Below are 23,854 nucleotides of genomic sequence, written 5' to 3' on the forward strand. Positions count from 1 at the left end.
GCTGATGGAGGCGCGAGGATGACCCGAGAACCGGCGTTCACGCTCGAAGAGCTCGCCGTCGCCGTCGACGGTGGCGAGATAGACACCGTCGCGCTCGCGCTCACCGACATGGAGGGCCGCCTCCAGGGCAAGCGCATCCACGGCCGGTTCTTCCTCGACGAGGTCACCGAGGCCGGCGCCGAGGGGTGCAACTACCTGCTGGCCGTCGACGTCGACATGAACACCGTCGACGGCTACGCGATGTCGAGCTGGGACCGCGGCTACGGCGACTTCGCGATGGTGCCCGACCTGAGCACCCTGCGTCGCGTGCCGTGGCAGCCGGGCACGGCCCTGCTCCTGGCCGACCTGGCCTGGCTCGACGGCTCCGGCGACGTCGCCGCGAGCCCCCGGCAGATCCTGCGGCGGCAACTGGAGAAGCTCAGAGCCCACGAGCTCACCGCGTACGCCGGCACCGAGCTCGAGTTCGTCCTCTACAAGGACTCGTACGAGGACGCCTGGCAGCGGGGCTACCGCGACCTGAACCCGGCCAACCTCTACAACGTCGACTACTCGATGCTCGGCACCGCGCGGGTCGAGCCGCTGCTGCGCCGGATCCGCAACGAGATGGCCGGCGCCGGGCTCGTGCCGGAGAGCGCCAAGGGCGAGTGCAACCTGGGCCAGCACGAGATCGCGTTCCGCTACGCCGACGCGCTGACCTGCGCCGACCACCACGTCATCTACAAGAACGGCGCCAAGGAGATCGCCGCCCAGGAGGGCATGTCGATCACCTTCATGGCCAAGCCGAACCAGCGGGAGGGCAACTCCTGCCACATCCACTTCTCGCTGCGCGGGCCGGACGGGCAGTCGGCAATGTTGGGGGAGGGCCCGGCCCATCTGTCGAAGACCGGGCAGCACGCGCTGGCCGGGCTGCTGGCCACGATGCGCGAGTTCAGCGTGCTGTTCGCGCCGAACATCAACTCCTACAAGCGCTACCAGCCGGGATCGTTCGCGCCGACCGCCCTGCGCTGGGGCAGCGACAACCGCACCTGCGCGCTGCGGGTGGTCGGGCACGGCCAGGGCATGCGGGTGGAGAACCGGGTGCCGGGCGCCGACGTCAACCCCTACCTCGCGATCGCCGCGCTCGTCGCCGGCACCATCCACGGCATCGAGAACGAGCTGCCCCTGGAGGCCGAGTTCACCGGCAACGCGTACGGCGACGACACGTCACCCCGGGTCCCGAGCACGTTGCGCGAGGCGGCGGCGCTCTGGGAGGGCTCCGACGCCGCCCGCGCCGCGTTCGGTGCCGACGTCGTCGACCACTACGCCAACCGCGCCCGGATCGAGCTGGCCGCCTTCGACGCGGCGGTCACCGACTGGGAGCTGTTCCGCGGCTTCGAGCGCCTGTAGACCAAAGGGGAGAGAACACCGTGACCGACCTGGTCAACCCGGCCACCGGGCTGGCGATCGAGACCGTGCCGGCGAGCAGCCTGTACGACACCGACGCCGCCATCGAGCGCGCCCACGCGGCGTTCCCGCGCTGGCGGGCGATGGCGCCCGCCGACCGGGCCCGGCTGCTGCGCCGGTTCGCCGCGACCGTCGACGCGCACATCGAAGAGCTGGCCGAGCTCGAGGTGCGCAACTCCGGGCACACCATCGGCAACGCCCGCTGGGAGGCCGGCAACGTCCGCGACGTGCTCGACTACTACGCGGGCGCGCCCGAGCGGCTGATGGGCCGGCAGATCCCGGTCGCCGGCGGGCTCGACGTCACCTTCCACGAGCCGCTCGGCGTGGTCGGCATCATCGTGCCGTGGAACTTCCCGATGCCGATCGCCGGCTGGGGTTTCGCGCCGGCGCTGGCGGCCGGCAACACCGTCGTGCTCAAGCCGGCCGAAGTCACGCCGCTGACCGCCTTGCGGCTGGCCGAGTTGGCGACCAGGGCCGGGCTGCCGGAGGGCGTGTTCACCGTCGTGCCGGGGCGCGGATCCCTGGTCGGCGAGCGGTTCGTGACCCACCCGGCGGTACGCAAGGTCTGCTTCACCGGCTCGACCGACGTCGGCAAGCGGATCATGCGGGGCTGTGCCGACCAGGTCAAGCGGGTGACGCTGGAGCTGGGCGGTAAGAGCGCCAACATCGTGTTCGCCGACGCCGACCTGGAGAGGGCGGCGGCGGGTGCGCCGGCCGCGGTCTTCGACAACGCCGGGCAGGACTGCTGCGCACGGTCGAGGATCCTCGTGCAGCGCCAGGCGTACGACCGATTCCTGGAGCTGTTGGAGCCGGCGGTGCGGGCCTTCCGCGTGGAGGACCCGGCGCTGGAGACGGCGCAGATGGGCCCACTGATCACCGCCGCGCAGCGGGACACCGTTAAATCCTATGTGGACGACGCTGCCCGGGTGGCCTTCACCGGCACCGCTCCGGAAGGCCCCGGATTCTGGTACGCGCCAACGGTACTGCTGGCCGACTCGCCCGCGGACCGGCACTGGCGCGAGGAGATCTTCGGCCCGGTCGTCTCGGTGCTGCCGTTCGACGACGAGGCCGACGCGATCCGGTTGGCCAACGACACCGAGTACGGCCTGTCCGGCTCGATCTGGACCCGCGACGCCGGCCGGGCGATCCGGGTGGCCCGTGGTGTCGAGACCGGCAACCTGTCGGTCAACTCCAACTCGTCAGTCCGCTATTCGACCCCGTTCGGCGGCATGAAGCAGTCCGGTCTCGGCCGGGAGCTCGGCCCCGACGCGCTGCTGCCGTTCACCGACGTGAAAAACGTCTTCCTCGCGACTGATTGAGAGGTTCGATGAACAGGCTCCAAGACCGGGTGGCCGTGATCACCGGTGCCGGAAGCGGCATCGGCCTGGCCACCGCCCGGCGGTTCGCCGCCGAGGGTGCCAAAGTGGTCTGCGTCGACGTCGGCGCCGAGGCCGGCAAGGCGGCGGCCGACGAGGTGGGCGGGGAGTTCGTGCTCTGCGACGTGTCCGACGAGGACGGTGTCCGCGAGCTGTTCGACGGCGTCGCCCAAAGGTACGGGCGGGTCGACATCGCCTTCAACAACGCCGGAATCTCGCCGCCGGACGACGACTCGATCCTGGAAACCGGACTCGACGCCTGGGAGCGGGTCATCCGGGTCAATACCACCAGCGTCTACCTCTGCTGCAAGTACGCGATCCCGCACATGCGCCGGCAGGGCAAGGGTTCGATCATCAACACCGCGTCCTTCGTGGCCCTGATGGGCGCCGCAACCTCGCAGATCGCCTATACCGCCAGCAAGGGCGGAGTCCTGGCGATGACCCGTGAGCTGGGCGTCCAGTTCGCTCGCGAGGGGATCCGGGTCAACGCGCTGTGCCCTGGGCCGATCGCCACGCCGCTGCTGCTGGAGCTGTTCGCCAAGGATCCGGAGCGGGCGGCGCGACGGCTGGTGCACGTGCCGATGGGGCGGTTCGGTGCGCCGGAAGAGATCGCGGCAGCCGTCGCCTTCCTCGCCAGTGACGACGCGTCGTTCATGACGGCGGCGCAATTCGTCGTCGACGGCGGAATTACAGGGGCATACGTCACACCCCTGTAGCGATCGTTTGTCGATCTGGTCGCCGGGTAGCAGAGTATAGACAGGAGGTTCTCAACAACCGTGCGACCAATCGTCGGAATTACGTCCTATGTAGAACCGGCGTCCTGGGGTGTGTGGATCGACCAGGACGCGGCGTTGATCAGAAAGTCCTACGTCGATGCGGTGACCGCCGCCGGCGCGCGGGCGGTGATACTTCCCCCGGATGACACTGATGCGGACGTACTCCGCGCCCTCGACGCACTGATCATTGCCGGGGGCGCGGATCTTGGGCCCGACCTGTACGGGGAGGAGCCCGGCCCACTCACCGACAGCCGCCCCGACCGCGATCGGGGCGAATCCTTGCTGCTTCAGGCGGCCCTGCGCACCGACCTGCCGGTGCTCGGCATCTGCCGCGGCATGCAACTGCTCGCGGTGACCTGCGGCGGCCGGCTCCACCAGCACCTGCCGGACGTCGTCGGCTCGGACAAGCACCGGCCCGGTCCAGGCGTCTACGGCTGGCACGGCATCACCCTGGAGCCCGGCTCCCTGGCCGCCGAGGTAGCCGGCGACGGCCCGGAGGGCGACGGCCGAGTAGAGGTCAACACCTACCACCACCAGGGCGTAGCCGACCCAGGCTCCCTGACGGTAACGGCCTGGGCAGACGACGGCGTAGTAGAAGCGGTAGAAGACCCAACAAAGCCCTTCGTCCTAGGCGTCCAATGGCACCCGGAAGAGGCAGGCGAACGCCGCATCTTCGAGTCCCTGGTAGACGCGGCGGCGCGAGCCGCCTGACCAGGCCAGCGATTGCAAGGGACCCTTGTTATGCGAAAAGCGATAACAAGGGTCCCTTGCTTTCGGTTGTGTGCCGCGAGCCTGGCAGCGTAGCGAAGCGGAGCGTTCTCCGGCGGGAGCGACGGTCCGGACCACCGCGGACCCGGGACCGCGATCTTTGTCCCTGAGGTTTGGCGCTCGACCAGACCTTTCGCGATCGTAAGAACCGGTTTTTTCGCTAGAGTGAGCTGATGTCTCGGCCTGTGATCGGCCTGACGACCTACGCCGAAGAGGCGAGGTTCGGGCTCAACGACACGTTCGCCGCCGTGCTGCCGCTGGCCTACGTCCAGGCGGTGCACAACAGCGGAGGGCGTGCGGTCCTCATCACCCCCGACGCGCCCGATGTCGACGCCCTCGACGGTCTCGACGGGATCGTGTTCACGGGCGGGTCCGACGTCGACCCGGCGCTCTACGGCGAGCCGGCGCACCCGACCACCCAGGTCAAGCCCGAGCGGGACGCCGCGGAGATGCTGTTGCTGCGCGCCGCGCTGGCGGCCGACCTGCCGACGCTGGCGATCTGTCGCGGCATGCAGCTCATGACGGTCGCCTACGGTGGCAAGCTGCACCAGCACCTGCCCGAGGTGCTCGGCCACGACAACCACCGGCCGGTGTCCGGGCCGCGGTTCGGCTTCCACCGGGTCGACCTGGCGCCCGGGTCGCTGGCGCGCGGCCTGCTCGGCGAGTCGGTCGAGGTCAACTCGTTCCACCACCAGGGCGTGGCCGACCCCGGGAAGCTGACGGCGACCGGCTGGTGCCCCGAGGACAACCTGATCGAGGTCGTCGAGGACCCGGCGCTGCGGTTCGCGATCGGCGTGCAGTGGCATCCGGAGGACACCACCGACCACCGGCTCTTCGCGGCCCTGGTCAACGCGGGTTCCAGCAGCTGAAATCGGTTTCGGGCCCCGCGCGGGCCGGTGGCACCATCGGAAGCATGAAGCTGCACGAGAAGATCGACGGTCGGCTGCGGGAGTTCGTCGAGGCCCAGCACATGTTCTTCGTGGCGACCGCCCCGTCGGGCGACGAGGGCCACGTCAACCTGTCGCCCAAGGGCATGGCCGGCACGTTCGTGGTGCTCGGCGAGCATCGGGTGGCCTACCTCGACTTCCACGGCAGCGGTGCGGAGACGCTCGCCCACCTGCGGCAGAACGGCCGCATCACGATCATGTTCTGCGCGTTCGAGGGTCCGCCCAACATCGTCCGGCTGCACGGGCGGGGCACCCACACCCCGATCGGCAGCCCGGAGCTCGACCGCCTGCTCGCCGACTTCCCGGACGCCCCTGACCTGCACGGGCTGCGGGGTGTGATCACGGTCGAGGTGACCCGCGTCAGCGACTCGTGCGGCTACTCGGTGCCGTTCATGAGCTACCAGGGCGACCGCGACCTGCTGCTGCGCTGGGCGGAGCGGAAGGACGAGGCGGCGCTGGCCGACTACCGGCGCGCCAAGAACGCCACCAGCATCGACGGGCTACCCGGCTTCGAGGTCGACGGTCCCGGTCAGGAAGCCGATACGCCGATCAGCGTGCCGATGCCGTAGGTCGCCGCGGCCGCCAGCCCGCCCAGCACGAGCTGGCGGAGGCCGCCGCTCCACCACGGACGCTGGGTGAACCGCCCGACCAGCGCACCGGCCAGGAAGAGCCCGGCACCGCCGGCGCCCAGCGCGACCCAGAGGTTGGACAGGCCGAGCAGGTACGGCAGCAGCGGGATGACCGCACCGATCGAGAAGAACACGAACGAGAGGATCGCCGCCGCCCACGGAGACGGGTGGTCCTCGGCGTCGACGCCCATCTCCTCCTGCACGTGTACCCGCAGCGCCTCGCGAGGGTTGTCGCGCAGCGCGTGCGCGACCTGGGTGGCCAGCTCCCGGGGCAGCCCGCGGCGGACCCAGGCGTCGGCCAGTTCCTCGGCCTCCTGCTCGGGGTGCCGCTCGAGCTCCAGCCGCTCCTTGGCCACCTCGGCGCCGACCTGCTCGTTCTGGCTGCGCACGCTCGTGTACTCGCCCAGGCCCATCGAGATCGCCCCCGCGACCAGGCCCGCCACGCCGGTGAGGACCAGGGTGTGCGAGCTCACCCCGCCACCGCCGACGCCGGCGATCAGGGCGATGTTGGTGACCAGGCCGTCCATCGCGCCGAACACGGCCGGTCGTAGGCGGCCGCCGGAGACGTCGGCGTGGTGGTGCGGAGCTGGTAGCTCTGGGTCCAGCGCGGTCACGGAAGGGTCAGGATCTCGTGACCGTCCTCGGTCACCACGATCGTGTGCTCGAACTGTGCGGTCCACTTCCGGTCCTTCGTAACGACGGTCCAGCCGTCGCTCCACATGTCGTACTCGTACGTACCCAATGTGATCATCGGTTCGATCGTGAACGTCATGCCCGGCTCCATCACGTCGGTCGGCCGAGGGCTGTCGTAGTGCGGCACGTACAGGCCGCTGTGGAACGCCTCGCCGATGCCGTGCCCGGTGAAGTCGCGGACGACGCCGTAGCCGAACCGTTTCGCGTACGACTCGATGACCCGGCCGATCACGTTGATCTGCCGGCCCGGCGCGACCGCCCTGATCCCGCGCATCATCGCCTCGTGCGTGCGCTCGACCAGCAGCCTGTTCTCCTCGGCCACGTCGCCGACCAGGAAGGTCGCGTCGGTGTCGCCGTGCACGCCGCCGATGAACGCGGTGACGTCGACGTTGATGATGTCGCCGTCCTCCAGCACGGTGGTGTCCGGGATGCCGTGGCAGACGACCTCGTTGAGGCTGGTGCAGCAGGACTTCGGGAAGCCCTTGTAACCCAGCGTCGACGGGTAGGCGCCGTGGTCGACCAGGAACTCGTGCACCACCTTGTCGATCTCGTCGGTGGTCACCCCCGGCTTGCAGTGCTCACCGGCGAGCTGGGTGGCCTGCGCGGCCAGCCGCGAGGCGACCCGCATCTTCTCGATCGTCTCCGGCGTCTGCACGTCGGAGCCGCGCCAGGGCGTGGGTGCCTTCTTGCCGACGTATTCAGGACGGGCGATCGAAGGCGGCACCTGGCGCCACGGCGAGATCTTGCCGGGAGACAGCGGAGCACGGTCGGACATGCTTCATACATTAACGACGCCGAGGGGTTGCTTGCCGGGGCCTGAGGGGTGTGCCAAGGTTGTGCCGTGGATCAAGAGGAGACGGTCTTCTCCGCCACCAGCGAGGGTGACGCCGACCACCGCCGCGTGGTCGTGACCGGCGAGGTCGACATGGCCACCGCGGACCAGATGTTCCAGGCCGCGACCCGAGAATCGGCCGAGCACGTCACCCTGGATCTCCGTGCCGTGACCTTTTTCGACTCAGCCGCAATTCAAGCTCTCGTGCGTCTCACTGATCGCATCCCACATCTCGCGGTGATCCCCTCCCGGCGAGTCAGGCGGGTGCTCGATATCGCCGGGCTTGGCGATCAAGGATGGCTGTCCGCCGAATAGGCGAAATTCACCAAATCAGGATCAAGATCAAGGTCTGGATCGGTTCCCGGGTTCGTCGTGGGCGCGACCGTTGCTCCCGCCGGAGACCGGGCCGGGCCCTGGGGGCCCGGCCCTGCCAGGTCCGCGGTGGGAAGCCGAAGATCAACGGTCGAAAAGATCGCTGACCGTGCCGTCAACGGGACGGCCGCGGTCGGCCAGGTCTTTGGCTTGGTCGCGCAGGATGGTGCCCAGCTCCGACAGGTCGGCTGAAGCCACGCCCGTGCGGCGGACCGCGTCGGCGCCGTTGCGGAAGTAGGTCCGGGTCAGTAGTCCGACCACAGTGGCGGCGGCCAGGCGGGCCTCGGCCAGCATCAGGAGGGCCGTGTCGGTTTCGTACCAGGCCGCCAGGCGGGTCGCGCGAGCGTGGGCGCTGGCGCCGCGGCACCACGCCTCGCGGGCCAGGGCCGTGAATTCGGCGGTGCGGGCCTCGGCCAACCGGCCGAGGTGGACGTCGCGGAGTTTTTCCAGCCAGGCGTCCGGGTCGTGGATCGGCTTCGTGGTCACGTAGCGGTCGGCGGCCAACGGCCACGAGGTGCTCAACGTGCGGGCGTGCCGCAGGTACTCCTCCGCGCCGACCACGCCGAGGTCGACCAGGACGCCGTCGACCCTCCGGGTGACCGGCTGCGGGCCCGCGCCCCGCCGGTAGGTGACCACGACCAGGTCGACGTCGCTGGTGTCGGTGTCGTCGCCGTGCGCGAGTGAGCCGTGCACGCCGATCGCGAGAATGTCGGCCGGGTGGCGCCGGCGGGCCGCGTCGGCGACGAGCTCGGCCACCACCCAACGGGGGTTCGCGAGGTACGGGTTCGGCTCATCGGCCACGGGCGCCATTGTGTCGCCTCAGGTCGGGCCGATCCAATGGATGACCGTCATGCCCATCAGAGTGGGCGCGCTCCCGCCACGACGCTCGTACCCGCCGGTTCGATGGCACGATGCCGGGACACCGTCCGGGTCAGACCGGCTCCAGCCGGAAGACGTGCATCCGCCGCCCCGGCGCCCGGGTCTGGTAGGTCACGTAGCCGGGCCAGGCCGCGACGAGCAGCGCCCACGCCCGCGCACGCTCGTCGCCGTCGAGCAGGCGAGCCTTGACCGGCACCGCCGCGCCGCCCATGGTCAGCGTCGCGGCCGGGTCGGCGAGCAGGTTGAGCGCCCACGCCGGCTGCCCCGGCCGGCCCCAGTTGGAGCCGATCACGACGAAGCCGTCGCCGTCGGGCAGGCAGAGCAGCGGGTTGTCGCGGAGCTGTCCGCTGCGTCGCCCGCGGGTGGTGATCAGCGCCGACGGGATCAGGCCGAGGGCCACCACGCGACCGCGGGTGAGCCGGCTGACGATCCGGTCCAGCGGCACGAGCACCGGACCCACCCGGTAGAGGAACCGGGTGGGTCCGAGGCGCCGGGCCGTCGCCCGAAAGAGTGACATCGACGCATTCTGCGGCTAAGGACGCCCCTCGATCAATCCGCCCGGCGCTCGATCGGCAGCCGGGCCCGGGTGACCAGGCCGGTGCCGAGCATCGCGATCACCGGGATCGACACCAGCAGGAGCAGGACGACACCGGGCACCGCGAACGGGTACGGGAGCTCCTGCGGCCAGCGACCGGTGAACTGCCGGTTGTACGCGGCCAGGATCGCCCAGCCCGTGCCGAGCCCGGCCGCCGTGCCGAGCAGCGAGCCCAGCCCCGCGATCACGCCGGCCTGGCTGAGCGTCAGCACCCGGCGCACACTCGGCGCCGCACCGATCGCGGCCAGGGTCGACAGGTCGGCCCGGCCGTCGGCGGCGGTCAGGCCGGTCGCCACGAAGGTCGCGCCGAGCGCCACGATGATCGCGGCGGCGGCGAGCACCAGCGCCTCCAGCGGCACTCCCGTCGGCGCGCCCGTCTCGACCACGGCGTAGCCCTGGCCGGGCAGCTCGGCGACCGCGGCCGCCAGCTTGTCCTGCGCGCTCTGGTCGGGCACCTTCGCGGTGGACACCACGAACCCTTCGGGCACGGTGCTCAGGCCGAGCGCCGCGACCGCGCCGGGCGACAGGTAGGTGCGCTGCACCATGCCGATCGCCGGTGGGCCCTGGGCCGCCTCGACACCGGTGCGCAGCGCGTAGCCCGCGACGGTCGCCGACCGGAGCACCTTCTCAGTGCCGTCGCCCGAGCCGTCGTCGCCGCGTACCTCCAGGGTGAGCTTGCCGTCCGTGAGCAGGTGGGGATCGCTGACCACGGCACCGCCGGCGGCGAGCACCGTGGCCGCCGCCCGGAGGTCCTCCGCCGAGGGTGCCGACAGCGCTGCCATGTTCGCTCCCGTGCCGACCACCGCGTTGAACGGCGAGTTGCCGAACTGATAGCGGGCGGACGCGCAGCGCGGGTCGGCCAGCGCCTGCTTCTGCTGCTCAGGGGGAAGCTCTCCGGCGGTGGTGCTGAACGGGCAGGCCAGCTCGGCGGGCATCTTGGCCGCCACGTAACACCACTGGCTCTCGCCGCCCTTCGTCGGGCAGGTGATCCCGTCGACCTGCTGCACGCCGGTGACCGCCAGGCTCGGCGACACGGCGGCCGTGACCCGGTCCGTCGTCGGCACGCCCTTGTCGGCGTCGGCGAGCTGGATGGCGGCGTAACCGAGCGGCAGGCCGGTCCGGTACTGGTCGACCTGCCGGTCGTTGTCGCTGGCCAGGAACGTGCCGAGGGCGACGCAGCTGGCCACCGCGGCCATCACCGCGGAGATCGCCGGCGCGGCGGCGGCGCGGTTCCGGGCGGTGTCGCGCAGGGCGATCCGCGGCCCGAGCGGCAGGGACCGGCCCAGCGACGCGATCACACCGACCAGCGCCGGGGTGATCAGCACCAGGCCGAGCTCGGCCAGCACGAGGCCGCCGAGGATGCCCACGGCCCGCCCGGTCAGCGCGCCGGCGACGGCCACGAGGCCACCGAACACGACGAGCAGGACGCCGAGGACCACCCAGCGGCGCCGGGAGCGCAGTGCGCCCCGCCGGCCGGTCAGCGCGGCGACCACGTCCTGCCGGGCCGCGGAGACCGCCGGTACCAGCGCGGCCAGGACTCCCGTGACCAGCGCGAGGGCGGCCACCAGGGCGAGGGCGACCGGGTAGAACCGGTAGCCGCCGGCCCGCTCGCCGGCCACGTACACCTCGACCAGCGGCCGGGCGACCACCGCGGCGGCGGACCCGAGGACGATGCCGAACACCGCACCGGCGAGGCCGAGCACGACGCCGTCGGCCAGCACGATCCGGCGCAGGTGCGCCGGGGTGCCGCCGTTGGCCGAGACGAGCGCGAGCTCGCGGCGGCGCCGCCGGGCGCCGATCGCGAACGCCGGACCGGCCAGCAGCACCACCTCGAAGAGGCCGAGGCCACCGATGACGGCGGCGATCTGCAGTCCTTCCGCGCGGCCACCGCCGCCGCTGTCGGGCAGCACGCCCTCGGGGTTGGCCGGCGGGTCGAGGTTGACCGACCGCGACTCGACCACGATGCCCTGGGCGTTGAGCTGTCGCACGTCCGACCACAACACAGGGCCGGGCGTGTCGACCAGCCAGCCGGAGACCTGCTCGGTGTCCGGCGGGGTGACCATCAGCTCGCCCAGGTTGCTGGGCGACTCGACCAGGCCGACGACCGAGTACGTCGTGGTGCGGGCGGCGTCCTGCACGGTGCCACCGATGTGCGTGCCCATCCGGTCCATCGACTGGCGGCTCAGCGCCACCTCGTTGCCGGCCTTCGGCGCCCGGCCGTCGAGGACGGTGACGATGCCCTTGGCCAGCGGGCTGGCGGCGTCGATGCCGACCACCTCGAGGCTGCCGATGCCGGCGGCGGTGCGCATCTCCAGCCAGGCGCTGCTCAGCGGAGCGACGGTGCTGCCGGGCGGAAGCTGGGCGAGCACCTCCCGCTCGGTCGGCTGGAACGGCTTGCCCGGTCCGGCGTTCTCGACCTCGTTGGTCCAGCTGTCGCCCGAGAGGTTCTGCCTGATCGCCGTGTGGTCGTACCACTGGATCTTCGCGTCCGCCGCGCCGATCTGCCGGTCGATCTTCTCGGACGGGCGCAGGTCGAACATGTCGTAGGTGACCGCCGCGAACGCCAGGCCAAGCACCGGAAGGCTGATCAGGACGAGCACCATCGCGGTGCGCCCCTTGGCCCGCCGCGCCTCGCGAACCGCGATCCGCAACGACGTGCGCCAAATGCTCATGCCTTGGCCTCGAGCAACTGCTCGGGCTCGCCGACCGGGCTCGTGGTGTCGACCACGACGCCGTCGCGGAGGAAGACGACGCGGTCGGCCCAGGCGGCGTGCCGGGCCTCGTGGGTCACCAGGACGCCGGCCGAGCCCGCGTCGACCCGGTTGCGCAGCAGCCGCAGGACGGCCTCACCGGTGGCCGAGTCGAGCGCGCCGGTCGGCTCGTCGGCGAGCACCAGCCGCCGTTCGCCGACCAGCGCCCGCGCGATCGCGACCCGCTGCTGCTGCCCGCCGGACATCTCGTCGGGGAAGCGCTTGGCCAGGTCGGCCAGGCCGACCTCGTCCAACGCGGCTTCGGCCAGCTTGCGGGCCTTGCGGACGGACATGCCGTCGAGCTCCAGCGGCAGCGCCGCGTTCTCGACCGCGGTCAGGCTGGCCAGCAGGTTGAGGTCCTGGAAGACGTAGCCGACGTGCCGGCGGCGCATCCGGGCCAGCTGCTTGCGGTTGAGGTCGCCCAGCACCTCGCCCTCGACCAGCACCGCGCCCTGGCTGGGCGAGTCGAGCCCGCCGGCCAGGTTGAGCAGGGTGGACTTGCCGGAGCCGGACGGGCCCATGACGGCCACGAGCTCGCCGGGCGCGACGCCGAGGTCGACGCCGCGCAGGGCGTGCACGGCGGTCTCGCCGGTGCCGTGGGTGCGGTGCACACCGCGCAGTTCGAGGATCACCGGTTGGCCTCCGTCCGGTCGTCGGTGTCGGCGCCCTCCGGCGCGGCGGTGGTGGGTGCGGCCGGGTCTGGTGGCCGGTAGCGGACGAGGCTGGCCTCGCAGTGGTCGAGCCAGCGCACCTCGGACTCGGCCTGGAAGACCATCGCGTCGAGGATCAGCCGCCAGGACAGGTCGCCGGGCTCGTCGGACCGCGACTTGAGGCGGGTCAGCTCCTGGAGGGTCTGGATGGTCGCCGTCCGCTGGGTCTGCACCACCGCGCGCACGTCGACGCCGGGCGTGGTCAGCGCGAGCGCCAGCTTGATGGCGAGCTCGTCGCGGGGCCGGTCGGTGCGGCTGATCGGCGTCACGAACCAGACCGTGATCTCGGCGCGGCCGAGGTCGGTCAGCTCGTACGGCCGCTGCCCCCCGTCGTTCTCGGGCAGCGGACGCACCAGGCCGTCGCGCTCCAGGCGGGACAGGGTCGTGTAGACCTGCCCGATGTTGAGTGGCCAGGTGGCGCCGGTCGACTCCTCGAAGGCGGCCCGGAGCTGGTAGCCGTACATGGGGCCACGCTCGAGCAGCGCGAGGAGGCCGTGTCTGATGGACATGGCTACTGAGTATGCATACGGAGTATGCGGCTGGCAAATCGGGCTAAGCCGGTGCCTTCCCAGGGAAGGCGACGGTGATCGGGTCGATCTTGGCGAACCGGCGCCACCGGGTGGCCCGGACGGCGCAGCCGGTGAGCGCTTCGAGGGCCTGGCGACGCTGGGCGTCGACGGTGGCCGACAGGGCGGCCCGCCAGACCGCCGCCGTCTTCTCCTCGACGGAGATCGCCACCCGCAGCGCGGCCGCGCGGTCGACGACCGGCTCCGGCAGGCGGTAGGCAGCCGCGGCGGGCGGCAGGCCGCTGCCCGTCAGGCTGACCACCAGCGCGTCGCGCAGGGTGCGGTGAGCGGCCTCGGCGGCTCGGGCGGCCGCCTGCTCGGCCCCGGTCAACTGGACCCCGATCGGCCCGTACGCGAAGATCGCCGCGTATTCGGCGGACAGCGCCGCGGTGAGCTCCCCGGTCACTTGAGCGCCTCCAGGTGGGTGGCGCGGGCGGCGGCGATCGAGCCGACCAGGGCCGCGCGGTGGTTCGGGGTGCGCAGGCAGGCCTGCACCGCGGCCTCGTACGCCGCCTTCTCGGCCACCCGCAGCGACTCGATCCGCTCCTCGGCGGTCGCAGGGGTGCCGGCGGAGCCGGACGCGGCCGGGCTCGGCGCCGGGGTGGCCATGATCCGGGCCAGCTCCCTGGCGTGCGCCTCGTGCGCCTCCGCGATCGCGGTCAGCGCCGCCGCGCGCTCGGGAAGCTCGGCCGCGGCCGACCGGTGCAACGCGGCCAGCCGGACCGCGTCGTCGGCCAGGGGGAGCAGGGGGTCCGGCGGCGGTGGCTCGTCGGGTTCCCGGTCGAGCAGCCCGCAACCGCCGGCGGCACCCACCGTGAGGGCGGCGCCGAACGCGAGCACGGCGCGGCGTCGTACGCGCAAGGGGGTTTTGTCTTTTTCGTCACCACCGGGCACCACGTCAGTCAACACCATGGCCCGCCCGCTCGTGGGGTTCGGTGCGCCGCCCGGCTGGCCCGTGGCGGAGCGCGTTAGGCTCTGCCCAGCCACCGGACGTGGGTCCGGTGGCTCAGCGTCATGGGCATGGGCGCCGACCGACATGAAGGGTGGCCCCGATGGCACAGCGAAGCCGAGCCGCCGGCGGGCGCCCCGCGCCCGGCCCACGGCCGGCCGCACCCCGCGGTGACCTGGCCGCCCGCCGGGCCCGACTGCGTTCCGTGGTCGAGCCGGTGGTGGAGAAGGCCGGTTACGACCTGGAAGACCTGAACATCTCGCGGGCCGGCCGCCGGTTCGTGGTGCGCGTGGTGGTCGACCGCGACGGCGGCCTCGACCTCGACGCGGTCGCCGACGTGTCCCGGGCGGTCTCCGCGGCCCTGGACGCCGCCGAGGAGGACGGCGACGAGCTCGTGGCCGGCGAATACCAGCTCGAGGTCAGCTCGCCCGGTGTCGACCGGCCGCTGACCCTGCCCCGGCACTGGCGGCGCAACATCGGCCGGCTCGTGAAGGTCGGCCCGATCACCGGTCGCGTGGTCGGCGTCGACGACGCCGGTGTCATGTTGGACGTGGCCGGCGAGCACACAGCGATCGCGCACGGCGACCTTGGCCCCGGTCGGGTCCAGGTCGAGTTCAGTCGGGCCGAAGAGGTCGCCGATGACGACCTCGCGGAGTTCGACGACGACGACGAGGACGGATTGGAGGACGAGGAGAGGTGAACATAGACCTCGCGGCGCTGCGCGCACTGGAGCGCGAGCGGGAGATCCCGTTCGAGACCATCCTCGCGGCGATCGAGACCGCACTGTTGACCGCCTACCGGCACACCGAGGGCGCCGAACCGCACGCCCGGGTGGAGATCGACCGCAAGAACGGCGCCGCGCTCGTGTACGCGCAGGAAGTCGACGAAGACGGCACGGTGACCCGGGAGTGGGACGACACTCCGCACGACTTCGGGCGAATCGCGGCGATGACCGCCAAACAGGTCATCCTCCAGCGGCTGCGCGAGGCCACCGACGAGGTGCACTTCGGCGAGTACGTGGGCCGCGACGGTGACCTGGTCACCGGCGTGATCCAGGCGCACGAGGCGCGCACCGAGAAGGGCATCGTCACCGTCGACCTGGGCAAGCTCGAGGCGGTCCTGCCGCAGTCGGAGCAGGTTCCCGGTGAGGTCTACGGGCACGGCCAGCGCATCCGCTGCGTCGTCGTGCACGTGGCCAAGGGCTTCCGCGGCCCGCAGATCACCCTGTCGCGGTCGCACCCCAACCTGGTGAAGAAGCTGTTCGCCCTGGAGGTGCCGGAGATCGCCGACGGCAGCGTGGAGATCTCCGCGATCGCCCGCGAGGCCGGGCACCGCTCGAAGATCGCCGTGCGCGCCGCGGTGGCCGGCGTCAACGCCAAGGGCGCCTGCATCGGGCCCATGGGCCAGCGGGTCCGCGCGGTGATGAGCGAGCTGCACGGTGAGAAGATCGACATCATCGACTGGTCGGACGACCCGGCCCAGTTCGTCGGCAACGCGTTGTCCCCGGCCAAGGCGCTGCGGGTCGAGGTGGTCGACCTGGCCACCCGCACCGCGCGGGTGACCGTGCCCGACTACCAGCTCTCCCTCGCGATCGGGCGGGAAGGGCAGAACGCCCGGCTCGCGGCCCGGCTGACCGGCTGGCGGATCGACATCCGGTCCGACAGCGAGCCGGCGGCCGCCGAGCGCGGTGTGGATCACGCGCCAGAGCCGGGCGGAGCGCCCGCGGGGGCTTAGGGGTAGACTGAATGACGGCTCGACGTGCGCGGCCGGAGCGCACCTGCGTGGGTTGCCGGCATCGTGCGCCAGCCAACGAGCTCCTGCGGTTCGTGGCGGTCGGCGACGGTGATCATTACCGACTCAGGCCGGATCCGGATCGCAGACTGCCGGGGAGGGGCGCGCACCTGCACCCCGAGCCGGCTTGCCTCGCGCTAGCGTGCAAACGCCGTGCCTTCGGGCGGGCGCTACGTAAAGTTGGTGTCGCAGACACCGGCGAGCTGGCCGAGCACATCCACGCGTCAACCATCACGCCCGATCATCCGACTGGGCGGGTGTCGCAGCAGCAAGGTAGGACGACCGACATGAGCACACGATGAAGTCCCAGAAATGACCAGGCTTCAAGTGCACGATTGAGGTCGCTGCGGGTGCTGCCCGCACGGCCTCGGAGTGAGGAGTGCAGTGGCAGGCAAGGCCCGCGTACACGAGCTTGCGAAAGAGCTCGGGGTCGACAGCAAGACCGTTCTCGCCAAACTCAAGGAGATGGGCGAGTTCGTCAAGTCCGCGTCAAGCACGGTGGAGGCGCCCGTCGCCCGCCGTCTTCGTGGCGCATTCGTAGAGGGTTCCCAGGCTCCGGCGCCGTCCGCGCCGCCGGCCGGCAACGGGCGCCCCACTCCCAGTGAGCCGAGGATCTCGGCCAAGCCCATGCCGCCCCGCCGCCCGTCGGCGCCGGCGACACCCGCCGCTCCGGCGGCTCCGACCGCGCGTCCCAAGGGTCCGGTTCCCGGCCCGCCGGCGCCGGTCGCCAAGCCGGCGAGCGCGCACGACATCGAGGTGGCGGCCGCCGAGCAGCGCGCCGCGCAGCTCAAGGCCGACCAGGAAGCCACGGTCAAGGCCGCGCAGGAAGCCCGCGCTCAGGAGCGCGAGCAGGTCCGGCGTGAGCCTCCGGCCGACGGTGGCGCGCCGTCCCGGCCCCGTCCGGGCCCGGGCAGCGTCCCGCCGCGGCCCGGTTCGCCGGCCGCGCGGCCGGCGTCCGGCCCCACGCCGGGCGGCAACGGCCCGCGTCCCGGCCCTGGTGGTCGCCCGCCGGCGCGCAGCGGCGGCAACAACCCGTTCGGCATCACCCCGGGTGGTGGCGGCGGTCGCACGGGCAACGCGCCCGGTGGCGGCGGTCCGCGGCCCAACCCGGCGTCGATGCCGCCTCGGCCGAGCCCGGCGTCGATGCCGCCGCGGCCCAGCCCGGCGTCCATGCCGACGCAGCGTCCCGGCCGTCCGGCCGGCGGCGGCGCCGGTCGTCCCGGCGGTCCCGGTGGCGGCGCGGGTCGTCCCGGTGGTGGCGGCGGCGGTTACCGCGGCGGCCCCGGTGGCGGCGGCGGTGGCGGTGGATTCCGTCCCGGCGGCGGTGGCGGTGCCGGTGGCGGCTACCGCGGCGGTCCCGGTGGCGGTGCCGGCGGCGGTGGCTACCGGGGCGGCCCCGGTGGCGGCGGCGGTCCGGCGGGTGCCGGTGCGCCGGGTCGTCCCGGTGGTGGCGGTCGTGGTCGTGGCGGCGGCGCCGCGGGTGCCTTCGGGCGTCCGGGTGGCAAGCCGACCCGCGGTCGCAAGTCGAAGAAGCAGCGGCGTCAAGAGTTCGACAACCTGTCCGCGCCGACGATGAGCTCGGGTGCCCCGCGGGGCAGCGGGCAGATCGTCCGGCTGTCGCGCGGCGCGTCGCTCTCCGACTTCGCTGACAAGATCGACGCCAACCCGGGCTCGCTCGTCCAGGAGATGTTCAACCTGGGCGAGATGGTGACGGCGACCCAGTCGTGCTCCGACGACACGCTGTTGCTGCTCGGCGAGCACCTCGGCTTCGACGTGCAGATCGTCAGCCCCGAAGACGAAGACCGCGAGCTCCTGGCGCAGTTCAACATCGACCTCGACGCCGAGGTCGCGGAGGACCGCCTGGTCAGCCGGCCGCCGGTCGTGACCGTCATGGGTCACGTCGACCACGGTAAGACCAAGCTGCTCGACGCGATCCGCAAGGCGAACGTGGTCGAGGGCGAGGCCGGTGGCATCACCCAGCACATCGGTGCCTACCAGGTGCACGTCGAGCACGACGGCGTCGAGCGGGCGATCACGCTCCTCGACACCCCGGGTCACGAGGCGTTCACCGCCATGCGTGCCCGTGGTGCCCAGGTCACCGACATCGTCATCCTCGTGGTGGCGGCTGACGACGGCGTGATGCCGCAGACCATCGAGGCGCTCAACCACGCCAAGGCGGCCGACGTGCCGATCGTGGTCGCGGTCAACAAGATCGACAAGCCGGAAGCCAACCCCGACAAGGTCCGCCAGCAGCTGACCGAATACGGGCTGGTCGCCGAGGAGTACGGCGGCGAGACGATCTTCGTCAACGTCGCGGCCAAGCCCGGCATCGGCATCGACGAGCTCCTCCAGGCCGTCCTGCTGACCGCCGACGCGTCGCTGGAGCTCACCGCTCCGATCGACGGGCCGGCGCAGGGTGTCGCGATCGAGGCCCACCTCGACAAGGGTCGCGGCGCGGTGGCGACCGTCCTCGTGCAGAAGGGCACGCTGCGGGCGGGTGACTCCATCGTCGCCGGTGGGGCACACGGTCGCGTGCGGGCGCTCTTCGACGAGAACGGCGCTTCGGTCACCGAGGCGGGTCCGGCGCGTCCGGTCCTGGTGCTCGGTCTGACCGCGGTGCCGGGCGCGGGCGACACGTTCCTGGCGGCGGAAGACGACCGCACTGTCCGGCAGATCGCCGAGCAGCGGCAGGCACGGCGGCGGGCGGCGAGCTTCGCCAACTCGCGCGGCCGGGCCACGCTCGAGACGCTCATGGAGCAGCTCAAGGAGGGCGAGAAGACCTCGCTCAACCTGGTGCTCAAGGGCGATGTCTCGGGTTCGGTCGAGGCTCTCGAAGACGCGCTGTTCAAGCTCGACATCCCGGAGGAGGTCCAGCTTCGGATCATCCACCGTGGCGTCGGCGCTATCACCGAAAGCGACGTCATGCTGGCCAGCGCCTCCTCCGAGGCGGTCACGATCATCGGCTTCAACGTGCGGGCCTCCAACAAGGTCCGCGAGACGGCCGACCGCGAGGGCGTGGAGATCCGGTACTACACGGTCATCTACCAGGCCATCGAGGAGATCGACGCAGCGCTCAAGGGCCTGCTCAAGCCGGAATACGAGGAGGTCGACCTCGGTTCGGCGGAGGTCCGCGAGGTCTTCCGCTCGTCGAAGGTCGGCATGATCGCCGGTTGTATCGTGCGGTCCGGCCTCATCCGCCGGAACGCCAAGGCGCGGGTGCTCCGCGACGGCGCGGTCGTGGCGGAGAACGTCACGATCAGCTCGCTCAAGCGGTTCAAGGACGACGCGACCGAGGTCCGCGAGGGCTTCGAGTGTGGTCTGACCCTGGCCGGCTACGGCAACCTGCAGATCGGCGACCTCATCGAGACGTTCGAGATGCGCGAGAAGCCGCGCTGATCACGGCTTGATCAACGGGCGGGTGGCTTCGGCCACCCGCCCGTTGCCGTTGTTCTACGCTGTGCGGCGATGTTCACAGGAACCGCGGTATTCGATGTGCTTCTGCCGGGCGACTCGCGATCGCTGAAGGCCAAGCGCTCCTACGTCCGGCCGATCGTCGCGGCGCTGCGGCGCTTCGAGGTCTCGGTCGCCGAGGTGGGCTCGCTCGACCTGGTCGGGCGGGCCGAGATCGGCGTGGCGGTGGTCGCGTCAGAGCACGGCCACGTGACCGAGGTGCTCGACTCGTGCGAGCGCCTCGTGGCCGGCCGACCCGAGATCGAGTTGCTCTCGGCGAAGCGTCGCCTGCACGGCGAGGATGACTGACAGTAGTGGGCCGTGGTGCCCGGGTGACGGGCCACGGCGGTCCGATCGCCGAACCGGCACGCGGGTAATGTCTGAGCGTAGGCAAGACGGCGGAGGTGACGAGATGACGGACCCGGCCAAGGTGCGCCGGCACGCCGAGCGCGTGCGGGAGCTGGTGGCTTCGGTGGTACGCACCCAGATCAAGGACCCTCGGCTAGGCATGATCACGATCACCGACTCGCGGATCACGGCCGACCTGCGCGACGCGACCGTCTACTACACGGTGCTCGGCGACGTCGCCGAGCAGGAGGCCACGGCGGCCGCGCTGGAGAGCGCCAAGGGCGTCCTGCGCAGCACTGTCGGTAAGGCCCTGGGGCTGCGGCACTCGCCGACCCTGACCTTCGTGCACGACAACGTGCAGGACCAGGCCAAGCACATCGACGAGCTGCTCGCCAAGGCGCGCACCTCCGACGCCGAGGTGCAGCGGCTGGCCGCCGGTGCCACCTACGCGGGCGAGGCGCAGCCCTACAAGCTCGACGAGGACGACGACGAAGACGACGACGAGGTCGCCAACGACGCCCCGATGGAGGATCGCCGGTGACCGACCTCTCGGCCACGGCGGTGGCTGCCGGCGCACCCGCAGGACCGGGTGAAGCCGACTGGGCCGCCGCCGTCGCCGCCGTGCGGGGGCTGCGCCCCACCGACACGGTGCTGCTCATCTGCCACGTCAACCCCGACGGTGACGCGCTGGGCAGCATGCTCGCGTTCGGCCTCGGGCTGCGCCGCCTCGGTGTCGTCAACCTCCAGTGCACGTTCCCCGGGCCGCTGGACGTACCCGAGCCGTTCGTCGCCCTGCCGGGTCTCGACCTGCTGGTGCCCGAGTCGGACGCGGCGCCCGCGCCCGACCTGGTCCTCTGCTTCGACGCCGCGGCCACGTCGCGGCTCGGCGGCCTGGTCGACCGGTTGACGACCGCGAAGACCGCCGTGGTGCTCGACCACCACGCCTCCAACCCCGGCTTCGGCACGATCAACATCGTCGATCCGGACGCGGCGGCGACCTCGGTGGTCGCCGACGAGCTGCTGCGGCGCCTCGACGTGCCGCTCGACGCCGAGATCGCCGAGTGCCTCTACGTCGCGCTGGCCACCGACACCGGCTCGTTCCGGTTCGCGATGACCACGCCGTCGGTGCACGAGATGGCCGCGCGGCTGCTCGCGACCGGGATCAAGCCGGGCGACATCTCCCGCCGGGTCTTCGACACGCGACCCTTCGGTGCGGTCCGGCTCTACGGCGACGTGCTCGGCCGGGCCACGCTGGAGCCCGCCGCCGCCGGCGGCCGCGGTCTGGTGTGGACCTACGCGACCCTCGACGACCTGGCCCGCCACCAGCAGAAGCCCTACGTGCTGGAGCCGCTGATCGACTCGGTGCGGTGTGCGGCCGAGGCCGACGTGAGCCTGGTGGTCAAGCAGGTCGGTGCGGCCGAGTGGGCGGTCTCCATGCGCAGCAAGGGCGCGATCGACGTGAGTCGGGTCGCGGTCGCGTTGGGCGGCGGTGGCCACAAGCTCGCCGCCGGCTTCACCGGCCGGGGCACCGTCGACGAGGTCGTCGAGGCCATCCGCACCCAGCTGGGGTAGCCGCCCCGGGCCAGGTTGGCCACAATCGATGGATGGAGGAGCTGGAGCTCGCCACCACCGACGCACCGCCGCGCTGGGACCGGGTCGAGGTCACGCTGCCGGTCCTCGGGTTCCTCTCGCTGATCGGTGGCCAGCTTCCGTCCTATACGACCCGGGCCGACGTCTACACGATCTGTGTCGGCGGTGCGATGCTCTGGCTCGGCCTCACCGGCAAGGTCCGCCGCCCGCTGCCCGGCCGGCTCGGCCCTGGCACCACCTGGTGGCTGCTGCCGATCGGGATCTTCGGGGTCTTCGAGGGCAGCACGTTCCTGCTCGGCTCCACACCGGACTTCCCGACGTTCTCGCGGCTGGCCGACCCGTTGCTGGAAGACGAGCTGCTCCGCTCCGCCGGCTATTTCGTGTGGCTGACGAGCTTCTGGGCGCTGGTGCGGCGATGAGCCTGACCAGGGCCATCGCGATCGCCGGCTTCCTCGTGGCCATTGTGGCCTGTGCGGTGGTCGAGGTGCTGGCCCGCCGGCGGGACTCGACCATCCCGACGCTGGGCGAGGTCTGCGCGCACGCGATCGCGTACGAGGTGGGCAGGGTGCCCGTGGGGCGGATCGGTTTCTTCGGTTTCTGGTGGTGGCTGGGCTGGCACCTGTTCGCGCGCTGAACGATCGTTCCGCCTATTGGGAACGTCGCGCGAAATCTGGGACCTGAACGTTAGCTTGGTTGGTGACACGGTGGTAACCCGCCGTGCTGCCTCCAGGGTCACACCAGACCCGGGCTCGACGCAGCGACGCGTTCCGCGCCGGTGATCCCGGCGCCGCCGTCGGGCGACCACCCGCCAGCACCGCCCTGGAAGGACGCTGTTCATGAGCACGAAGCGCAAGCACGAAAAGCAGAGTGACGAAGAGCGCGAGGCCGCCCGGCGCGCGCTGCAGACGTCGATGGACACCCGTCAGTAGGGGTTCCACTCGCTAGTCCAAGGACCTGCTGTCGCGGTTCGCCGTCGAGGCCGAACCACGACAACAGGTCCTTGTGCTTTCCGGGGTGGCGCGCGTAAGGCACGTGTCGCGGTTGCATCCCTTACAACTGGCGTGTCAGGATGCGTCCCGATGGACACCGCGACCACCTCCCGACGCATCGCCGGCCTGGCCCTGCCGGCCCTGGTCGTGCTGGCCGCCGAGCCGCTCTACGTGCTGGTCGACACGGCCGTCGTGGGCCACCTCGGCAGCGTCCCGCTGGCCGCCGTCGCGGTCGGCGGCACCGTCCTGACGATGGCCGCGTGGCTGGGCACGATCCTGGCCTACGGCACGACGGGGCGGGCGGCCCGGCGCTTCGGGGCCGGCGACCGCGCCGCCGCCGTGCAGGAGGGACTCCAGGCGTCCTGGCTGGCGTTCAGCGCCGGCCTCGTGATCGCGATCGGCATGCAGGTCGCGGCCGGCCCGCTGGCCCGCGCACTGGCCGGCAACCCGGAGATCGCCGGCGCGGCCGCGCAGTGGATGCGGGTCGCGGCGATCGGCGCGCCCGGCCTGCTGCTGGCCGCCGCCGGCAACGGCTGGATGCGCGGCGTCCAGGACACCCGGCGGCCGCTGCGCTTCGTACTCGGCGCCAACCTGCTCTCCGCCGCCCTCTGCCCGATCCTCGTGTACCCGGCCGGCCTCGGCCTGGTCGGTTCCGCGATCGCCAACGTGGTCGCGCAGACGGTGTCCGGTGTCCTGTTCGCGGTCGCCCTGCTCCGCGAGGACATCTCCTGGCGCCCGCACCTCCGGGTGATCGGCGAGCAGTTGCGGATGGGCCGCGACCTGCTGATCCGGGGTGGCGCGTTCCAGCTCAGCTTCCTGTCGGCGACCACCGTGGCGGCGCGGTTCGGCACCGCGACGGTGGCCGGACACCAGATCGCGATGCAGCTCTTCTTCTTCACCGCCCTGGTGCTCGACGCGGTGGCGATCGCGGCGCAGTCCCTGGTCGGCGCCGCACTCGGAGCCGGCGACGCGGCGGGCGCACGGGTGCTGGCCCGACGGACCGGCTTCATCGGCGTCGTGTGCGGTGTGGCGTTCGCGGTGGTCATCGCCGCCGGCTCCGGGGTCGTGCCGCGGCTGTTCAGCTCCGACGGCGCCGTGCTCGACCAGGCCGGCGTGGCCTGGCCGTGGTTCGTGGCGATGCAGCCCGTCGCGGGGCTGGTGTTCGCGCTCGACGGGGTGCTGATCGGGGCGGGCGACGTGCGCTACCTGCGCGACCTGACGGTGGTGGCGGCGTTGGGGTTCTTCCTGCCGGCCATCTGGACCGCGTACGTCCTGGACTGGGGCCTGGCCGGCATCTGGGCGGGGCTGACCCTGTTCGTGGTGGTCCGCTGCGTGGCCCTGCTGATGCGCCTGCGCACCGGCGCCTGGGCCGTGGTGGGAGCGGTTCGCTGAGCGGCTTTG

The 23,854-nt window shown here is 71.9% G+C and carries 26 protein-coding genes; 17 read left to right on the top strand and 9 right to left on the bottom strand.

The features are described 5' to 3' along the window. Positions 1–18: 18 nt before the first annotated feature. The 6 genes from CHC05_RS33170 to CHC05_RS33195 all read left to right on the top strand — a co-directional run bounded on the left by CHC05_RS33170 (position 19) and on the right by CHC05_RS33195 (position 5,879). A complete protein-coding gene (locus CHC05_RS33170) occupies positions 19–1,386 on the top strand; it encodes a glutamine synthetase family protein (protein ID WP_089254584.1) in 1,368 nt (455 codons plus the stop codon). A gap of 20 nt (positions 1,387–1,406) precedes the next feature. Further along, positions 1,407–2,762 carry an aldehyde dehydrogenase family protein gene (locus tag CHC05_RS33175; RefSeq protein ID WP_089254585.1) on the top strand — a complete coding sequence of 452 codons (1,356 nt, stop codon included), beginning with the start codon at positions 1,407–1,409 and terminating at the stop codon, positions 2,760–2,762. An 8-nt stretch (positions 2,763–2,770) separates the two neighbouring features. After that, positions 2,771–3,535 (top strand): 3-oxoacyl-ACP reductase, encoded by a 765-nt coding sequence (locus tag CHC05_RS33180; RefSeq protein WP_089254586.1) that lies wholly within the window; start codon positions 2,771–2,773, stop codon positions 3,533–3,535. 60 nt (positions 3,536–3,595) lie between these two features. Then, positions 3,596–4,306, top strand: a complete 711-nt coding sequence (locus CHC05_RS33185; RefSeq protein WP_089254587.1) for a gamma-glutamyl-gamma-aminobutyrate hydrolase family protein — start codon at positions 3,596–3,598, stop codon at positions 4,304–4,306. A gap of 230 nt (positions 4,307–4,536) precedes the next feature. Then, on the top strand, positions 4,537–5,232 hold the full coding sequence (locus CHC05_RS33190) for a gamma-glutamyl-gamma-aminobutyrate hydrolase family protein (RefSeq protein WP_089254588.1): 696 nt from the start codon (positions 4,537–4,539) through the stop codon (positions 5,230–5,232). A 44-nt stretch (positions 5,233–5,276) separates the two neighbouring features. Next, positions 5,277–5,879: a pyridoxamine 5'-phosphate oxidase family protein gene (locus CHC05_RS33195; protein ID WP_089254589.1), complete on the top strand. Its 603-nt coding sequence runs from the start codon at positions 5,277–5,279 to the stop codon at positions 5,877–5,879. On the opposite strand, the gene CHC05_RS33200 is transcribed toward CHC05_RS33195, so the two are convergent. Beyond that, positions 5,840–6,466 carry a VIT1/CCC1 transporter family protein gene (locus CHC05_RS33200; RefSeq protein WP_089254679.1) on the bottom strand — a complete coding sequence of 209 codons (627 nt, stop codon included), beginning with the start codon at positions 6,464–6,466 and terminating at the stop codon, positions 5,840–5,842. The genes CHC05_RS33195 and CHC05_RS33200 overlap by 40 nt on opposite strands. 83 nt (positions 6,467–6,549) lie before the next feature. Then, positions 6,550–7,407, bottom strand: coding sequence for a type I methionyl aminopeptidase (gene map, locus CHC05_RS33205; protein WP_089254590.1), 858 nt, complete (start codon positions 7,405–7,407; stop codon positions 6,550–6,552). Positions 7,408–7,473: 66 nt separating this feature from the next. Between map and CHC05_RS33210 the strand changes: the two genes are divergently transcribed. Further along, positions 7,474–7,779, top strand: a complete 306-nt coding sequence (locus CHC05_RS33210; RefSeq protein WP_089254591.1) for an STAS domain-containing protein — start codon at positions 7,474–7,476, stop codon at positions 7,777–7,779. A 141-nt stretch (positions 7,780–7,920) separates the two neighbouring features. Here the strand turns inward: CHC05_RS33210 and CHC05_RS33215 are convergent, their stop codons facing one another. The 7 genes from CHC05_RS33215 to CHC05_RS33245 all read right to left on the bottom strand — a co-directional run bounded on the left by CHC05_RS33215 (position 7,921) and on the right by CHC05_RS33245 (position 14,197). Then, positions 7,921–8,637 carry a nucleotidyltransferase domain-containing protein gene (locus tag CHC05_RS33215; RefSeq protein WP_245871346.1) on the bottom strand — a complete coding sequence of 239 codons (717 nt, stop codon included), beginning with the start codon at positions 8,635–8,637 and terminating at the stop codon, positions 7,921–7,923. Positions 8,638–8,767: 130 nt separating this feature from the next. Continuing rightward, positions 8,768–9,232: a nitroreductase family deazaflavin-dependent oxidoreductase gene (locus CHC05_RS33220; RefSeq protein ID WP_089254593.1), complete on the bottom strand. Its 465-nt coding sequence runs from the start codon at positions 9,230–9,232 to the stop codon at positions 8,768–8,770. Positions 9,233–9,264: 32 nt separating this feature from the next. Further along, on the bottom strand, positions 9,265–11,982 hold the full coding sequence (locus CHC05_RS33225; protein WP_089254594.1) for an FtsX-like permease family protein: 2,718 nt from the start codon (positions 11,980–11,982) through the stop codon (positions 9,265–9,267). Then, entirely contained in the window at positions 11,979–12,692 is a 714-nt protein-coding gene (locus CHC05_RS33230) for an ABC transporter ATP-binding protein (protein ID WP_089254595.1), read from the bottom strand. Before CHC05_RS33230 ends, CHC05_RS33225 begins: the two co-directional genes overlap by 4 nt. After that, complete coding sequence (locus CHC05_RS33235) at positions 12,689–13,279, bottom strand: PadR family transcriptional regulator (protein ID WP_089254596.1); 591 nt, start codon at positions 13,277–13,279, stop codon at positions 12,689–12,691. Before CHC05_RS33235 ends, CHC05_RS33230 begins: the two co-directional genes overlap by 4 nt. Before the next feature lie 43 nt (positions 13,280–13,322). Next, positions 13,323–13,742, bottom strand: coding sequence for a ferritin-like domain-containing protein (locus tag CHC05_RS33240; protein ID WP_089254597.1), 420 nt, complete (start codon positions 13,740–13,742; stop codon positions 13,323–13,325). Beyond that, entirely contained in the window at positions 13,739–14,197 is a 459-nt protein-coding gene (locus CHC05_RS33245; RefSeq protein ID WP_245871347.1) for a hypothetical protein, read from the bottom strand. Before CHC05_RS33245 ends, CHC05_RS33240 begins: the two co-directional genes overlap by 4 nt. A gap of 191 nt (positions 14,198–14,388) precedes the next feature. Here CHC05_RS33245 and rimP point away from each other — a divergent pair, with 191 nt between their 5' ends. The 10 genes from rimP to CHC05_RS33295 all read left to right on the top strand — a co-directional run bounded on the left by rimP (position 14,389) and on the right by CHC05_RS33295 (position 23,845). Beyond that, the gene (rimP, locus tag CHC05_RS33250; RefSeq protein WP_089254599.1) at positions 14,389–14,985 is read left to right on the top strand and encodes a ribosome maturation factor RimP; all 597 of its coding nucleotides are present in this window, start codon (positions 14,389–14,391) and stop codon (positions 14,983–14,985) included. Further along, the gene (nusA, locus tag CHC05_RS33255; RefSeq protein ID WP_089254600.1) at positions 14,982–16,019 is read left to right on the top strand and encodes a transcription termination factor NusA; all 1,038 of its coding nucleotides are present in this window, start codon (positions 14,982–14,984) and stop codon (positions 16,017–16,019) included. The genes rimP and nusA overlap by 4 nt, the downstream gene beginning before the upstream one ends. 11 nt (positions 16,020–16,030) lie before the next feature. Continuing rightward, positions 16,031–16,378: a YlxR family protein gene (locus CHC05_RS33260; RefSeq protein ID WP_089254601.1), complete on the top strand. Its 348-nt coding sequence runs from the start codon at positions 16,031–16,033 to the stop codon at positions 16,376–16,378. Positions 16,379–16,460: 82 nt separating this feature from the next. Further along, positions 16,461–19,472 carry a translation initiation factor IF-2 gene (gene infB / locus CHC05_RS33265; protein WP_089254602.1) on the top strand — a complete coding sequence of 1,004 codons (3,012 nt, stop codon included), beginning with the start codon at positions 16,461–16,463 and terminating at the stop codon, positions 19,470–19,472. Between the two features lie 69 nt (positions 19,473–19,541). After that, complete coding sequence (locus CHC05_RS33270; RefSeq protein ID WP_089254603.1) at positions 19,542–19,835, top strand: DUF503 domain-containing protein; 294 nt, start codon at positions 19,542–19,544, stop codon at positions 19,833–19,835. A gap of 103 nt (positions 19,836–19,938) precedes the next feature. Next, positions 19,939–20,415, top strand: coding sequence for a 30S ribosome-binding factor RbfA (gene rbfA, locus CHC05_RS33275; RefSeq protein WP_089254604.1), 477 nt, complete (start codon positions 19,939–19,941; stop codon positions 20,413–20,415). Continuing rightward, positions 20,412–21,446 carry a DHH family phosphoesterase gene (locus tag CHC05_RS33280; protein ID WP_089254605.1) on the top strand — a complete coding sequence of 345 codons (1,035 nt, stop codon included), beginning with the start codon at positions 20,412–20,414 and terminating at the stop codon, positions 21,444–21,446. Before rbfA ends, CHC05_RS33280 begins: the two co-directional genes overlap by 4 nt. Positions 21,447–21,478: 32 nt before the next feature. Next, positions 21,479–21,883 (top strand): hypothetical protein, encoded by a 405-nt coding sequence (locus tag CHC05_RS33285; protein WP_089254606.1) that lies wholly within the window; start codon positions 21,479–21,481, stop codon positions 21,881–21,883. Next, the gene (locus CHC05_RS33290; protein ID WP_176984987.1) at positions 21,880–22,098 is read left to right on the top strand and encodes a DUF6186 family protein; all 219 of its coding nucleotides are present in this window, start codon (positions 21,880–21,882) and stop codon (positions 22,096–22,098) included. Before CHC05_RS33285 ends, CHC05_RS33290 begins: the two co-directional genes overlap by 4 nt. 445 nt (positions 22,099–22,543) lie before the next feature. Further along, positions 22,544–23,845: an MATE family efflux transporter gene (locus CHC05_RS33295; RefSeq protein ID WP_089254607.1), complete on the top strand. Its 1,302-nt coding sequence runs from the start codon at positions 22,544–22,546 to the stop codon at positions 23,843–23,845. Positions 23,846–23,854: the final 9 nt, after the last annotated feature.

The sequence above is a fragment of the Asanoa hainanensis genome (assembly GCF_900188485.1).
GTDB classification, from domain to species: Bacteria; Actinomycetota; Actinomycetes; order Mycobacteriales; family Micromonosporaceae; genus Asanoa; species Asanoa hainanensis.